The organism is uncultured Gordonia sp. (assembly GCF_937858515.1).
Classification (GTDB): Bacteria; Actinomycetota; Actinomycetes; order Mycobacteriales; family Mycobacteriaceae; genus Gordonia.
Window position 1 is genome coordinate 1 of record NZ_CALLZT010000066.1, and the last position, 12,735, is coordinate 12,735.

The 12,735-nt window shown below is 64.8% G+C and carries 17 protein-coding genes; 5 read left to right on the forward strand and 12 right to left on the reverse strand.

Going from position 1 to position 12,735, the window contains the following annotated elements; genetic code table 11:
- Positions 1-1,061: ABC transporter ATP-binding protein (locus Q0627_RS05735; protein ID WP_298808304.1), on the reverse strand; the 1,061-nt coding region annotated here is incomplete at its 3' end.
- Positions 1,062-1,115: 54 nt separating this feature from the next.
- Between Q0627_RS05735 and soxR the strand changes: the two genes are divergently transcribed.
- Positions 1,116-1,589, forward strand: coding sequence for a redox-sensitive transcriptional activator SoxR (gene soxR / locus Q0627_RS05740; RefSeq protein ID WP_298808307.1), 474 nt, complete (start codon positions 1,116-1,118; stop codon positions 1,587-1,589).
- 432 nt (positions 1,590-2,021) lie between these two features.
- Here the strand turns inward: soxR and Q0627_RS05745 are convergent, their stop codons facing one another.
- Positions 2,022-2,693, reverse strand: a complete 672-nt coding sequence (locus Q0627_RS05745) for a DUF3558 family protein (RefSeq protein ID WP_366852154.1) — start codon at positions 2,691-2,693, stop codon at positions 2,022-2,024.
- A gap of 11 nt (positions 2,694-2,704) precedes the next feature.
- Positions 2,705-3,058 carry a hypothetical protein gene (locus tag Q0627_RS05750; RefSeq protein ID WP_291015884.1) on the reverse strand — a complete coding sequence of 118 codons (354 nt, stop codon included), beginning with the start codon at positions 3,056-3,058 and terminating at the stop codon, positions 2,705-2,707.
- Positions 3,059-3,265: 207 nt separating this feature from the next.
- On the opposite strand from Q0627_RS05750, the gene Q0627_RS05755 reads away from it, so the two are divergent.
- Positions 3,266-4,576 (forward strand): hypothetical protein, encoded by a 1,311-nt coding sequence (locus Q0627_RS05755; RefSeq protein ID WP_298808311.1) that lies wholly within the window; start codon positions 3,266-3,268, stop codon positions 4,574-4,576.
- An 11-nt stretch (positions 4,577-4,587) separates the two neighbouring features.
- Here the strand turns inward: Q0627_RS05755 and Q0627_RS05760 are convergent, their stop codons facing one another.
- The 7 genes from Q0627_RS05760 to Q0627_RS05790 form a co-directional block, all read right to left on the reverse strand.
- The gene (locus tag Q0627_RS05760) at positions 4,588-5,388 is read right to left on the reverse strand and encodes an ABC transporter permease (RefSeq protein WP_298808314.1); all 801 of its coding nucleotides are present in this window, start codon (positions 5,386-5,388) and stop codon (positions 4,588-4,590) included.
- Positions 5,385-6,107, reverse strand: coding sequence for an ABC transporter ATP-binding protein (locus tag Q0627_RS05765; RefSeq protein WP_298808317.1), 723 nt, complete (start codon positions 6,105-6,107; stop codon positions 5,385-5,387). The genes Q0627_RS05760 and Q0627_RS05765 overlap by 4 nt, the downstream gene beginning before the upstream one ends.
- Positions 6,104-6,541, reverse strand: a complete 438-nt coding sequence (locus tag Q0627_RS05770; protein WP_298808339.1) for a hypothetical protein — start codon at positions 6,539-6,541, stop codon at positions 6,104-6,106. Before Q0627_RS05770 ends, Q0627_RS05765 begins: the two co-directional genes overlap by 4 nt.
- Before the next feature lie 99 nt (positions 6,542-6,640).
- Positions 6,641-7,288, reverse strand: coding sequence for a helix-turn-helix domain-containing protein (locus Q0627_RS05775; RefSeq protein ID WP_298808320.1), 648 nt, complete (start codon positions 7,286-7,288; stop codon positions 6,641-6,643).
- 11 nt (positions 7,289-7,299) lie between these two features.
- On the reverse strand, positions 7,300-7,644 hold the full coding sequence (locus Q0627_RS05780) for a cupin domain-containing protein (RefSeq protein ID WP_298808322.1): 345 nt from the start codon (positions 7,642-7,644) through the stop codon (positions 7,300-7,302).
- A complete protein-coding gene (locus Q0627_RS05785) occupies positions 7,641-8,462 on the reverse strand; it encodes a class I SAM-dependent methyltransferase (RefSeq protein WP_291015894.1) in 822 nt (273 codons plus the stop codon). Before Q0627_RS05785 ends, Q0627_RS05780 begins: the two co-directional genes overlap by 4 nt.
- A gap of 81 nt (positions 8,463-8,543) precedes the next feature.
- Entirely contained in the window at positions 8,544-9,083 is a 540-nt protein-coding gene (locus Q0627_RS05790) for a carboxymuconolactone decarboxylase family protein (protein WP_298808326.1), read from the reverse strand.
- A gap of 85 nt (positions 9,084-9,168) precedes the next feature.
- Here Q0627_RS05790 and Q0627_RS05795 point away from each other — a divergent pair, with 85 nt between their 5' ends.
- The 3 genes from Q0627_RS05795 (at position 9,169) to Q0627_RS05805 (ending at position 10,832) form a co-directional block, all read left to right on the forward strand.
- Positions 9,169-9,585 carry a DUF4189 domain-containing protein gene (locus Q0627_RS05795; protein ID WP_298808329.1) on the forward strand — a complete coding sequence of 139 codons (417 nt, stop codon included), beginning with the start codon at positions 9,169-9,171 and terminating at the stop codon, positions 9,583-9,585.
- Positions 9,586-9,645: 60 nt separating this feature from the next.
- Positions 9,646-10,113, forward strand: coding sequence for a MaoC family dehydratase (locus Q0627_RS05800; RefSeq protein WP_291015900.1), 468 nt, complete (start codon positions 9,646-9,648; stop codon positions 10,111-10,113).
- Positions 10,114-10,418: 305 nt separating this feature from the next.
- Positions 10,419-10,832, forward strand: coding sequence for a DUF4189 domain-containing protein (locus Q0627_RS05805; protein ID WP_291015901.1), 414 nt, complete (start codon positions 10,419-10,421; stop codon positions 10,830-10,832).
- 28 nt (positions 10,833-10,860) lie between these two features.
- Here Q0627_RS05805 and Q0627_RS05810 read toward each other — a convergent pair whose 3' ends face one another.
- Complete coding sequence (locus Q0627_RS05810) at positions 10,861-12,177, reverse strand: lipase family protein (RefSeq protein ID WP_298808333.1); 1,317 nt, start codon at positions 12,175-12,177, stop codon at positions 10,861-10,863.
- 204 nt (positions 12,178-12,381) lie between these two features.
- Positions 12,382-12,735: DUF2083 domain-containing protein (locus Q0627_RS05815; RefSeq protein ID WP_298808335.1), on the reverse strand; the 354-nt coding region annotated here is incomplete at its 5' end.

A 12,735-nucleotide genomic window follows, 5' to 3' on the forward strand; every position in this document is an offset into this window, starting at 1 on the left:
TTGTCCTGGATCAGCGGTTCGAGGTCGAGGACCTCGAAGACCCGCTCGAAACTCACCAGCGCACTCATGATCTCGACGCGGGCGTTGGCCAGCGCGGTCAGCGGTGCGTACATCCGGGTCAGCAGCAACGCCAGCGACACCACCGCGCCGGCCGAAAGGTGGTGGTGCACAGCCAACCAGCCGCCCAGGCCGTACACCAGCGCCAGCGCCAGCGCCGACACCAGCATCAGTGCGCTGAAGAAGTAGGTTTGCAGCATGGCCTGACGAATTCCGATGTCGCGCACCGCATCCGCGCGGTCCGCGAACTCCGCCGATTCGCGGTCGGGACGGCCGAACAGCTTCACCAGGGTGGCGCCGGGTGCGGAGAACCGTTCGGTCATCTGCGTCGACATCCGTGCGTTGTACTCGGCACTCTCCCGTGCCAGGCCGGCCATGCGCCGGCCCATCCGTCGGGCGGGCAGCACGAACACCGGCAGCAGGATCAGCGTCAGCAGGGTGATCTGCCAACTGATCGCCAGCATCACCCCGAGTGTCAGGACGAGGGTCACGAAGTTGGAAACCACCCCCGAAAGGGTGTCGCTGAACGCTCGTTGCGCCCCGATCACGTCGTTGTTCAGGCGGCTGACCAGGGCACCGGTGCGGGTGCGGGTGAAGAACGCGACCGGCATACGTTGTACGTGATCGAAGACGGCGCGACGTAGATCCAGGATCAGGCCCTCGCCGATGTTCGCCGACAACCAACGCGCCCCGATTCCGGTGACAGCCTCTGCTACGGCGATCAGCGCGATTACCACGGCCAGTCCGACGATCGCGCCGCCCGCCGACGAATCGGCGTCGGTGATCAGGTCGATGACGCGTCCCGCCAGCAGCGGCGTGACCACGGTAAGGACGGCCATCAGCACCGACAGCGCCAGAAACACGACGATCCGCCGCCGGTGGGGGCGGGCGAATCCACCGATACGGCGGGTGGTGGCGCGCCGGTCCGCCCGTCGCGTCTTGTTGTCGTCGGGGGTGTGGGACGACTTGTACATCACGTCCCACGCCACGGATTCCATGCTCATCGGCCGACCTCGATTCTGCTCATGCCGTAGAGTTCACTTCATCAAGTGCACTTGATGTCAAGCGAATTGTCGAAAGAGCGGATCGTGCCCGAGGGACTGTGGCTCAAACCGGGGCAGGTGGCCCAGCGGGCCGGGGTGGCCGTGTCGACGCTGCACTACTACGAGGAGTACGGGCTCATCAGCAGCCGCCGCACCTCGGGAAACCGGCGTGAGTACCGGCGCGACACCCTACGTCTCGTCGCGTTCATCCGGGCGTCGCAGACACTGGGCATTCCGCTGGCCCGGATCAAAGCGGCGCTCGACGACCTGCCGCACGACCGGCCACCCACCAAACAGGATTGGGCTCGCCTGGCCGAGGACTGGCGCGCCGATCTCGACCAGCGCATCGCCGGGCTGATCGCGTTGCGCGACAATCTCGCCGACTGCATCGGCTGTGGGTGCCTGTCACTGACGACGTGTCCGTACGTCAATCCGGGTGACAGACTGGGCAAGGAAGGGCCCGGGGCGCGTAAACTGCTGCCCGACTGAATGATTCGAAAACCCGTCGATCCTTCGGGAGATAACTGGTCGGACGATGACGCCCCCGATGGCCGGCGCGCGGCGCCGTCTATGTCGGCACCGCACTTATCGACGAGAACTCGTCGATACCCCCTGCGTCTGCCGCCCCACCGATGTGTCAGGCGTCACCGCCCGCCCTATCTCCCCGGATTTCTCCCCGACCCGAAATCACGTTGTGACAACTGATCGTGTGGGTTAGTAAACACTACTGATGCGCGTCTGTCCAGAATCGCCGCTATGCAGAGTTTTGCCGCTCCAAGGTCCGCGATCTTGTCTTGGGAATACAGAATATCGAAACTGGTGACGGTGGTCACAAATTGACAGGTTGATGATCTTGACCTTGAATTCTGTTGCTGATCAGCAAATCTCGGACATGGGGTGGTGCTGTATGTGATCGGGGACTTACGACTCTGGTGGCGGCATTCGGTCGATGACACGTTTCATGAAATCGATTGCCCGTTGGCAGACGGCCTCTCGGCCGATGGGCTTGAAGAGTTTGCTCGTGCCCACGATCACTGGTGATTTACCGGACTTTACGGTAGCCATGCAGTCAGTTGTATCTCTGGAGTCTACGAGAACGAGTCGCCCCTTGATGGAGATGTCGTAGGAAACTTCGTACCATCCACGATCCTTCATATCCTGCTCGAAGGTAGGGCGGTTTCCGGTAGCGTGCGAGAGCAATCCGGCGTCAGGGCCTCCGTGAAAGTACCAGATGCATCCTCTCGCCGTCTGGTGGTTGGCGACCGCTACATCCATAGCGGTGGCGGGGTCGAGTCCTGCGTCGCCGAGCTCTGCGTCGGTCAGAGCGGTGCAGGGTTCGTAGGTGGTTCCGTCATTATTTGTCGACCAGCGGTCCGGGAACGGAGTCACGAATGGGAGTGCGACTCCTCGGGCATCGGTTTGACGAATGCTCGATCCGGGTACTCCTACTCTGGAATCAACTGTTGCAGTGGGTGAACCGTCGACCGAACAGCCGGATGGCATGCACATGACGCCGACAATTGCCAGCGCAAGCGGGCGCGAGCTGTTGCCGCGTCTGATGTCATCGGGACTGTCTATAGGTGGCATTGCCATTGAGGTTCGGCTCACGTTTCTGTGATGATTACAGCCGATTCTTGATCGGTCACGGCGAGGGTCCTGGCTGCGTCGGAGCACGCGGAAGCCAGATTCTTCGCCGACGCGGCGCGAAGTTGCAGACTCGCGACCCACTCGTTGATGTTGTTGCGAAACATGGCATGCATGTACTGTCCTTCAACACAGTCGCCGAAGTGGTTCAAGACGAACAACCTCTTCGCGCGATCGGCGATAAGGTCGAGTTCGTCGCCGACGTGCTGTGCCACCAGTCCCCGTTCTTTCCACCAGGCTTCGGTGAACTGGAACACCTGCTCGGATGTGAACGAGTAGTGCTGCCCGTCCGGTTTATCCTCGTCGCCTGCCATAGCGTCCCCCTGCGCTCGGTCACCCCCGTACACGACTGGCGCAGGTAGCGTCGATCGTGAACCATCTTCACCGTACGAAAGGTGTTGATAGTTGACTTAACTCGTAGCAGTGAACACGGTATGGTCGCCGTTGTCCAGACTGTGGACAGATGTTGTGGACAACTGGTATCGGGGGATGCGGTGGCGGCACGGAGCCCATGGTCGGCGATGAGTATCGGTGAGGTGATCGGTGTCGTCGGTACGATGTCGGGCGGCAGTGCATCCGGCGACACGCAGGCATTCAACGAACTCGTTACGGCGGCAGGGAAACTCGGCGACTCGATGATCGAGAGCTTCGCCGGGGGCGACGCACGCGGCGAAGGTGCCGATGCCGGTCGTTCGGCGGGACGTGAACTGGGAGAATTGATCCTGGCCGACTCCGACGTCGCTGCGGTGACCAGCAATGCCATGTCCTCGGCCGCGGATGTGGTCGCCGCCACGTCGAAGGAGACCCCGCTCCTGGAGTCGATGCGCAGGGACGCGGAGACCAAGACGGCCTCCATTATCGAGGTCCGGGCGTCGGTGGAGCGTCTGATGAACTATTCGTACACCGATCCGATGAATGAGATCGACGTGCACACGGACACCGTCCTGGGAATCGTACAAAATCGCTGGATCGCGAACACGGCGACGACCGCCGGCACGGATCTTCCGTCGACGACCGGCGATACCACCATCGCGACGTCAAACACACCGTATGGCAACACATCTACACCCCTGACGACCACAACAGGCGGCACACCGACCAGCACGCCGACAACCAACACGCCGACGAACAGCGGCCCGACCACCACGTCCCGTGCGACGACCGACCCCACCGGTACGCCGAGCAACACCAGGACGACCACGACACCCACACCGGTGCGGGCTGCGGACAATCAGACCACCGCCGACAACAGGACGACCGGCCGCGCCACCCCGTCAACCGGACAATTGCCGAACAGTACTGTGTGGCAAACGAATCAGGATGAGAAGAGCCGGCCGAACGGCACGCCGGGCGCCGACGGCCGGGACGATCCCGCCGCGCACAACCCGGACCACGATGTCACCGACCCGAATCTCGCCGGACCGGTGCCGTACCCCGGCCTGAATCTGCCCGCGAATCCCACCGGGTCACCGACCGGAACGCCGGTGGGAAGTCCACGGGTCAACGGGATTCCGCCGACCACACTCCCGCCCAGATCCGTCACGGGCACGTCACCGGTGCCGACGACCGCTTCCGGGCCGGTGAACACAGGTGCCCGACCACTGGCGTCCGGCCCGATGGCGCCTGCTGCCAGGGCCGGTGGTTCGGGGGACGACAAGAAGGCGCACAAGTCCGCGGGCTATCTGCACACCACCGACAACGGCTCCGAGGCAGTGGGTGCGATGCCGCTGGTGGCACCGCCCGTCCTCGGTGACTGGTCACACCCCGGCGACGACGTCGCAGACGAAACCCGTGCCGGCGGGGAAACCGGAAGCGGACCGGTCCGGACGTGAGCATCCATGCGTCAGCGACGTCGCAATTGTGATGCCCAGCAGGCGATCACAAACATCAGAACCGCGATACCGGCGCAGTAGGCGCGTGCGCCGTTGACACCCCACGGCGGCATCACCACGATCTCCTGCCCGGTGCCGTACACGCCGTTGAGGAATGGCATATATCCCTGGATGGTGTAGCCGTTCGGGATCAGCGCGACCGTGTTCTCCACGATGTACACCCAGCCGAGCAGCACCGCCACCGATGCCGCCGGATTGCCGATCGCAGCGGCCACCCCAAGTGAAATCCCCACTGCTGAAATAGAATACATCGGGATCGTCAGCACGAACCGCAAACCTTCCGCGGAAACGAGGTCGACGTCGCCGTACACATTCGGGTAGAAGACGGGCAGTGCGATCATCGTCAGAATCGCCAGGGCGACAGCGCAGATCGCGGCCCCGCCGCCGTAGAAGATCCACCGGGCGGCGACGGTCGTCCCGGATCGCGGAAACAGTATCCGCCCGAGGTCGCCGACGTCGCCGCGTTCGGCGGCACTCTGCGTATACGCTGCCGCACAACACCATACGGTGACCGTGAACGTCAGAACCCAGTAGACCGAGTTGGTGGTGCCCACGGCCACCACTTCGACGTCGGTCGATATCGTCGAAAAGTGTTCGGACACAGTCGCCACCACCGCGGTGACCAGCAACGGCAGTATGATCGCGCCCGGCAGGATGACGGTGGACAGGAGGCCGCGCCGTCCGCCGGTGCGAATTCGTTCGGCGGCAACAGCTCTGCCGATCCGGCTCACGGAGGCCGGCACAGCGATCACCGGACTTCTCCGATCGCAACCAGATACGCGTCTTCGAGTGAGTGGTGGCCGTCGACGAAATCGGCAATCGGTGCGTCGGCGACGATCCGGCCCCCGTCGAGAACGGCGACCCGGTGGCCGTTGCGTTGCACCTCATCGAACAGATGCGAGGCCACCAGAATGGACCGTCCTTCGGCGGCGAGTTCGGCGAGTAGCCCGCGCACCCAGCGAATCCCCATGATGTCCAGTCCGTTCAATGGCTCGTCGAGTACCAGCGTCGGCGCGTCACCGAGCAAAGCCCCGGCGATTCCGAGCCGCTGCCGCATCCCCAGCGAGTATCCGGAAATACGGTCACCGGCGAACGGAGTCAGCCCGACAATGTCGAGTACCGTCTCCACCCGGTCTTGGTTGATGCCGGAAGCCGTTGCAAGCCAGCGAAGATGGCGAACACCGGTGTGACCGTGATGGAAGCCGTCGGAGTGTAGATGCGTGCCGATCTCGGCGAGCGGTCGTGCCGCGCGTGCCGGCTCGCCGCCGTTCACCGAAATCGAACCCGACGACAACGGCGCGATTCCGGCGATCGCCCGGAGCAGCGTCGACTTCCCGGCTCCGTTGCGCCCCAGCAGGTAGGTGATCTGGCCGGCGGCAGCTGTCAGGGTGACCTCGCGCAGAATCTCGCGGCGACCCAGGCGCACACCGATGCGGTCGATGAGGATTCCCGGCGGGGCCGCTGCGGTCACCGGTTGCAGTAGACGTTGAGGCCCACGGTCTTGACGCCGGTGCACAGCGACTTTGCCGAGAGCTTCCAGTTGCCGTCCAGCTTCTTGAATTCGATCGTCAGACGGATCGTCGGGCGGCCGGTCGAGCCGCTGTTGAGGGTGGCTTTCGCGCTGTTGCCTTGCTGCCGAAGCGGTCCCGTCACGTTGTGCCAGCCGCGCGGCGGGCGGAACAGGCCCAGCCGGTACACGGTTTTCGGCACCACGACCGCGTTCATGCCGCCCTCGACGTTCGCGGCCTTGGCCCGGTCGGAGGCGTTGGTGGCCACCAGGAAGGTGACGATGTTGCCGAGCTCTTTGAGTGACGGTTTGGCCGAGGTGACCCGGTAGTCGGCGGGCAGCGTCCCGGTCGGTGTGCGTACCGTCGGGGCTGCGATAGCGGCGCCGGCGGTACCCATCAGCGCGGATGCGGCGACCGCAGCTGTCGCGGTGGTCATGGCGATCGATGGACGGATGTGCATCGGTACTCCTGAATTTCGTGAATGGATTGGGTTGCGTCAGTTGAGTGCGGCGGACCGGGCCAGGCGCAGTGTGATCTCGCAGTCACCGTCGGGTGCCGGGATCACGTGTACCCCGTACTGTCCGGCGAGTGCGGGTGAACTCGACTCGATGGCGTATTCGACGGCGCCGCGGGCTATTCCGCGAGCGATCTCCGGATGCGAGGTGCCAACCTGCCGCAGCGGGCACGAGCACATGGTGATCTCGTGGGTTCCGAACGCGCTCAGCACATTCGACACTTTGAAGCCGAGTGCGCGCAGCGCGTCGGCTGTGACGGTTGCAGGGTCGGGGAACATCGCCGGGTCGGCAGGCGCAGTACCGGCGAGAACCTTTGCCGCCCACTGTCTCCCGGCCAGCACCCCGGTCTGCTCTCGTTCCTCCGGAGAACCACCGAGGTGGCCGAGCAGAATACTCAGCAGATTGTCGACGGCCAGTTCGTTGACGGCGACGTACCCGGTACGCGGCCGGCCCGCCGACTCCGACCGCAGCACCACCGACGCCGCCTTGCCGTCGTCGACGAGATTACGCAGGTGAAAGCGGGCGGTGGTGACGTGCACACCGAGTTGCTGCGCCACCTGCGCCGCCGTGACCGGTTCCTCGGCCATCCGTAGTATCCCGAGCACGGTGGTTCGCGGATCGCCGGACATGCTGGGGCCCACTATGATCCGCTTGATTCGAGCACCATCAGGGTGGCGACGGCGTCGGTGGTCGCGTGCAGTGAATGGGTGACCTTGGCCTCGACGTGTACGGCGGAGCCGGGTTCGAGATCGATGTGCCTGTCTCCGATGGTGAAGTCGATTCGACCGGATTGCCCGAGGACCAGAATCGGTTTGCCCGCACGATGATCGGGCATCTTCTGTCCGGCACGGAAAACGAGCCGGATGACGACGACGTCATCGCCGCGGTACATCACCGAGATGTTCGGCCGCGCCGAATCCGCCGGCGACTGTTCGGGATCGTTCAAGCCGGTGATCTCGGTGAACGGTGCGGCGTCGGCCGTCACGCCGCATCCTTGACGGCGACGAGTTCGATGGCTGCGAGGTTGTCGCGGTACTTGCTGAACGTGGCCCGCATCCCGAGAATACGCTTGCGGGCCTTGGGGTTACGGACCACATTCGCGACGAAGCGCAGCGTGCGCGGCACCCCCTCGTCGGCGATGACCCGCCGCGGTTCGAGCAGAGCCATCGGTGCGAAGGCTACCTTCTCGATGGTGAAGCCGTTGTCGGTGAACAGTTTTCGCCACTCCTGCTCGGTGAGTGGGCGGGCGTTGACCTTGATGGAGCGGGCCAGCGATTTGCGGATCTCGGTCTTCTCATCGTCGCCGAGGGTGTCGGGGTTGAGAGCGAGTTCGTGGATCGCGTACCGGCCACCCGCACGTAGCACCCGGTGGGCCTCGGCGACGATGGCGGCCTTGGCGCGGTCGGACTGCATGGTCAGCATCGCCTCGCCGATCACGGCGTCGGCCGACGCGTCGTCGAGTCCGGTGGCGGCGGCGTCGCCTTCGACAACCCGGCCCCGGCTGCCGACGGCCTGTGCCGTGAGCGAGACGGCGGCCGGATCGGCTTCGACGCCGATATATCCGGCCGGGCTGCGACCCAGGATCGACACCGCCGTCTTGCCTAGGCCCGGGGCCAGCTCCACAACCTGGGCGCCGGCGAGACGGGCGTCGTCGAGCAGTTGTTCGGTGAGGGCGCGGCCACCCGGTCGCAGAACTCGTTTGCCGAGGCGGGCGAGGAGCCAGTGGCCGGGCATGTCCTCGGGTTTGCGGCCCGCGAGGGGCAGATCGCCCGCGGGGGTGTGACTGGTGGGGGTGTCGCTCATGATGCGCTCCCTGATGGTTGCGGCGAACCTCTCAATTTAGAGGATTAAAGCTACTCTAAATCATCTAAGGGTTTCCTGTCACTACCCACGGCGAGTATCCCGCTGGATGCGCAGCGTGCCGATGGTGGTGGCCAGCGAGTCGTACTGCCCGACCAGCAGCGTGAACGAGATGAGCCGGGGTTCGTCGAGGTGCCGGGCCAGCGCCGCCCAGGTGGCATCGTCGATGTCGTGGGTGGTGACCAGCTGGTCGACGGCCAGCAGCATCGACCGCTCTCGATCGCCCCATCCGGCGACGGGACCTTCGATGATGTCGGCGAGCTCGGCGTCGGCGATACCGGCCCGCTTGCCGAGCCTGCGGTGATGATCGAGCTCGTAGTCGCAGCCCCGCAGATGCGCGACCCGGATGATGATCATCTCGGTGTCCTTGCGGGACAGTTTGCCGAACGGCATCATCCGCGAACTGAAATACAGCCACCCCCGGAACAGACCCTTCGACCGGCCCAGCGTCGAGAAGATCCGGGCATCATCGACGCCGATCACCCTCGCCGCCGCCTGCGAAAAGGCCCAGTTGAACGGCCCGAGTTGCCAGAAACCGCCGGGTTCGATACGAGGTGTGCTCATGGGGGCCACGGTAGCCGACGGATGGGCGATCGAGACCGTGGCCGTTACGATGGGAAAACACATGTGCCGACCGGAGGGATCACTGATGAGTTCACCACGAAGCGGACGGGCCGCACGGTTCGGTGCAGGTGCCGCTGCCGCGGCTCTGGTGGCCGGTGGCCTGCTGTGGGTACCGGCCGAAGCACACGCCGCCGACGGACCGTACGGAGCCATCGCCTACTCGAAGCAGACCAAGCGATACGGAGTGTCCACCGGCAAGTCGTCGGCCAAGAAGGCATCGAGATCAGCTAAGAACAAGTGCGCGACCCTCGGCGCGACCGACTGCAAGGTGGTCGCCCGCATGAACGATGACTGTGCCGCCGTGGCAGTCAACCCCTACACCGGCCACTCGACATCGGCGAATGCGAGCAACATCCTCGCCGCCCAGCGCGCGGCCAAGGAAGGCACCTCCAACGGTCAGATCGTTGCCTCCGGTTGCGCCAAGTCCAACGATCCGTTCTGAGGGGTACAGGTTCACCGCACCCGCGGTCGGCGAGGTGACGAGGGCCACTAGTCTTGGTGCATGACTGATTTTGAACCGAAAGTATTCACCTCCGTCGATGAGCTGCGCGCCGCCATAGGCACCGACCTCGGGTCGGGTGAATGGCTGGAGATCACGCAGGAGCGGGTCAATGCCTTCGCCGAGGCCACCGGCGACCACCAGTGGATTCACGTCGACGTGGAGAAGGCGAAGTCGGGGCCGTTCGGCGCCACCATCGCCCATGGTTACCTCACCCTCTCGCTGCTCCCGGTGATCGCCGGTGGCATCTTCACCGTCGAGGGCCCCAAGATGGTCATCAACTACGGCGCCAACAAGGTGCGCTTCCCGCATCCGGTGCCGGTGGGCTCGCGTATCCGCTCCAACGCCGTCATCACCTCCGTCGAGGAGACCAAGGCCGGGGTGAACGTGGTGGTCACCAACACTGTCGAGATCGAGGGCGTCGAGAAGCCCGCCCTGGTTTCGGAGAACATCCGCCTGCTCGTCTACTGAGATACCGCAACCCGCACGCCGGCTGAGGTGCGAGCCCCGCGAGCCTCGAAACCGAGGTGAGACTACATTGTCCGCTCACGAGGTTTCGAGGCTCGTCGCTTACGCTCCTCGCACCTCAACCAGCTGAAGGGGTCAGCAACTGCTTCGCCGGACCTCGCCCGATTCGGTCGATATCCTTCGGGTGGATGAATGTGGCGTCTGAGTGTCGGTCGAACAATGGAACATGCCGATGGGGATGCTCAGAACCCCCGTGCGTTGTGCGTATTGTCGACGGGTCCCAATACTTCGCTCGGAAGGCTAACGAAATGAATCTTCTGCCACGCAAGTCCACCGCGGTGCGAGCAGGCCTCGCCACGATGGCCGTCGGAATGGCTGCGACGGGGCTGATCGCCACCGGTCCGGGCGAGGCGCAGGCACGTGACGGCCACTGGTACGGCGCCATCGCGATCTCGCTGGAAACCGGCAACGCGTCGGTGGTGGTCGACTACCCGACGGTCGCTTCGGCGAGGCGGGCCGCGATCCGTAAATGTGGTGCGTACGACTGTGATTGGGCGGTCACCATGGACAACAGTTGCGGTGCGGCCGCGCAGAACCCATACACCCGGCGCTGGGGTTACTCATACGCGCCGACGCGCGCTCGCGCCGAACGTCTGGCCAAGAGCAAGGCCGGTGGCGGACGCACGATCGTTTGGGGTTGCACCACCCGTCCGCGCTACTGACCTGCGCTGAAAGCCGGCCCCACCGCCGTCAGCAGTTGTTGGGGGCGGGTTTGCCCTGTAGGCGGTCGTCGAGCCAGGTGAGGGCGTCGGGAAATCCGGTGACCGTCGCCAGGAAGTGTTCGCCGGGGACCTCGCGGTAGGTGACGTTGGCGCCGAGCCGGCACTGCTGCGCGAACAGATTGCGGGTGCCGGCGGGCGGAATCCAGAACTCCTGGGCGCCCTGGTAGATATACAGCGGTACCACCGACTTCTTGTCGGCCATCTGGGTGATCTTGTAAATATGCTGGGCCACAGGTGAATTGAACGGATCATTGTCGTTCGATAGCAGCTGTGACGGCATGAACGTCAGCCCGCCCAGGATTCCCCAGGTGGCGCAGCCGTCCTTGAGTGGTGAGGTCACCAGCCACTTCGTCGCATTGTTGGCGAGGGTGAGCAGTTCGGGACGTTCGCGGGCCACCCCGAACATGGCCTCGTGGAACAGACCGGTCGCCAGGTTGGCGTTCATGCTGGCCGAGAGGATCCGGTAGTCGGCGGGAACGCCGCCCATCGCCGCCCCCACGAGTCGGGGCGCGATGTCGGGGGCGTACTCGCCGGCGAGTTTGGTGGCGCCGTTGGTGGCGATAGCCCCGCCCGAGTAACCGGTCATCCCGACTCGGGAATCGCTGAAAGCCTTTGCATCGTAGTTGGATACGGCTCGGATCGAGTCGAGGACGATGTGTCCGGCGGTGGTCGGTTCGGCGTAGGCCATCCGCGGTCCCTGATGGTCGGGGACGATCACCGCATACCCGCGGTGCAGGGACAGTTGGGTGGTCGGCGGGAAGAAGTCGGTGGTGTTGGTGTCGCCGCTGAAGCCGTGGGCCAGCGTGTAACCCGAGGTGCATTTGGTGCCCATCGAATCGATCGGCAGATTATTCACCACGATGGGGCGCGCGCCGCCGCGGGTCCACCGGGAACGGGGGACGACCAGCGTGGCGGTTCCGAACGACGGCTGCCCCAGTGCATCGGTGCTGACGAACTTGATCTGCTGCGCGTAGCGGATGGGTACGGTGACCAGCGGCGCGGCTACCCGCGTGACGTCGCGGGTACGCAGAATGGTGCCCGGCTTCTGGCCGGCCAGATTCTTGGGCCACGCGTCGAAGAATGCGTCACCCACCGGCGACGGCAGGATCGCCGCCCGCAACTCCTGGACGCTGTGCGGATAGCCGGGCGCCTTCGCCCGGTCGGGGATGGTCTTGAGGCGTGGATACGGTGCGGGCGGGACCACCGAGTCGATGGTCTTGGTGACCTGCTCGGGCACCGGGCGCATGTTGGGCGGCACCGCCGAAGCGGTGACTGACGTCGACATCCATAGTGTCGCCGCCACGATGAGCACGCCTGCGCCACGTGTGAACCCTGAAACGCGCCGCATCCGGCCTCCCGTCCTGTGGTGCCACGTGAAAGTCGCCACGTGAAAGTCGAGGTGGCGCGAAGTCGCACTTTATTGGTGTGGATTGGTGCCGGTGTGGGAACGGACCGCTAGTTACAAAGCTGTGATGATGGCCGGGTGGGGTCAGTTCATGTAGGGGGAGACGCTGCTGCGGTGTTCGTTGATGCGCAGCGTCGAGCCGAGGGGCGGGAAGGCGCGCTGGGTGCAGTTGGCGCGTTCGCAGACGCGGCAGCCGGCGCCGATCGGGGTGATGCTGGCCTGCGGGCCGATCTCGAGGCCGTCGGAGTAGATGACGCGGCCGGCGTGGCGCAATTCACAGCCCAGGCCGATCGCGAACGTCTTGCCGGGCTGGCCGTAGCGGGTAGCGCGGCGCTCGACGGTGCGTGAGACCCAGAAGTAGTCGCGGCCGTCGGGCATCTCGGCGATCTGGGTGAGGATCTTGCCGGGGGAGGCGAAGGTCTCGTACACCGCCCACAG

Bases quoted from the DNA above. Each gene is read 5' to 3' on its own strand.
- soxR (WP_298808307.1), top strand. From the start codon at position 1,116: ATGTCAAGCGAATTGTCGAAAGAGCGGATCGTGCCCGAGGGACTGTGG.
- Q0627_RS05745 (WP_366852154.1), bottom strand. From the start codon at position 2,693: ATGGCAATGCCACCTATAGACAGTCCCGATGACATCAGACGCGGCAAC.
- Q0627_RS05750 (WP_291015884.1), bottom strand. From the start codon at position 3,058: ATGGCAGGCGACGAGGATAAACCGGACGGGCAGCACTACTCGTTCACA.
- Q0627_RS05755 (WP_298808311.1), top strand. From the start codon at position 3,266: ATGAGTATCGGTGAGGTGATCGGTGTCGTCGGTACGATGTCGGGCGGC.
- Q0627_RS05770 (WP_298808339.1), bottom strand. From the start codon at position 6,541: ATGGGTACCGCCGGCGCCGCTATCGCAGCCCCGACGGTACGCACACCG.
- Q0627_RS05775 (WP_298808320.1), bottom strand. From the start codon at position 7,288: ATGTCCGGCGATCCGCGAACCACCGTGCTCGGGATACTACGGATGGCC.
- Q0627_RS05785 (WP_291015894.1), bottom strand. From the start codon at position 8,462: ATGAGCGACACCCCCACCAGTCACACCCCCGCGGGCGATCTGCCCCTC.
- Q0627_RS05790 (WP_298808326.1), bottom strand. From the start codon at position 9,083: ATGAGCACACCTCGTATCGAACCCGGCGGTTTCTGGCAACTCGGGCCG.
- Q0627_RS05795 (WP_298808329.1), top strand. From the start codon at position 9,169: ATGAGTTCACCACGAAGCGGACGGGCCGCACGGTTCGGTGCAGGTGCC.
- Q0627_RS05800 (WP_291015900.1), top strand. From the start codon at position 9,646: ATGACTGATTTTGAACCGAAAGTATTCACCTCCGTCGATGAGCTGCGC.
- Q0627_RS05805 (WP_291015901.1), top strand. From the start codon at position 10,419: ATGAATCTTCTGCCACGCAAGTCCACCGCGGTGCGAGCAGGCCTCGCC.
- Q0627_RS05810 (WP_298808333.1), bottom strand. From the start codon at position 12,177: ATGTCGACGTCAGTCACCGCTTCGGCGGTGCCGCCCAACATGCGCCCG.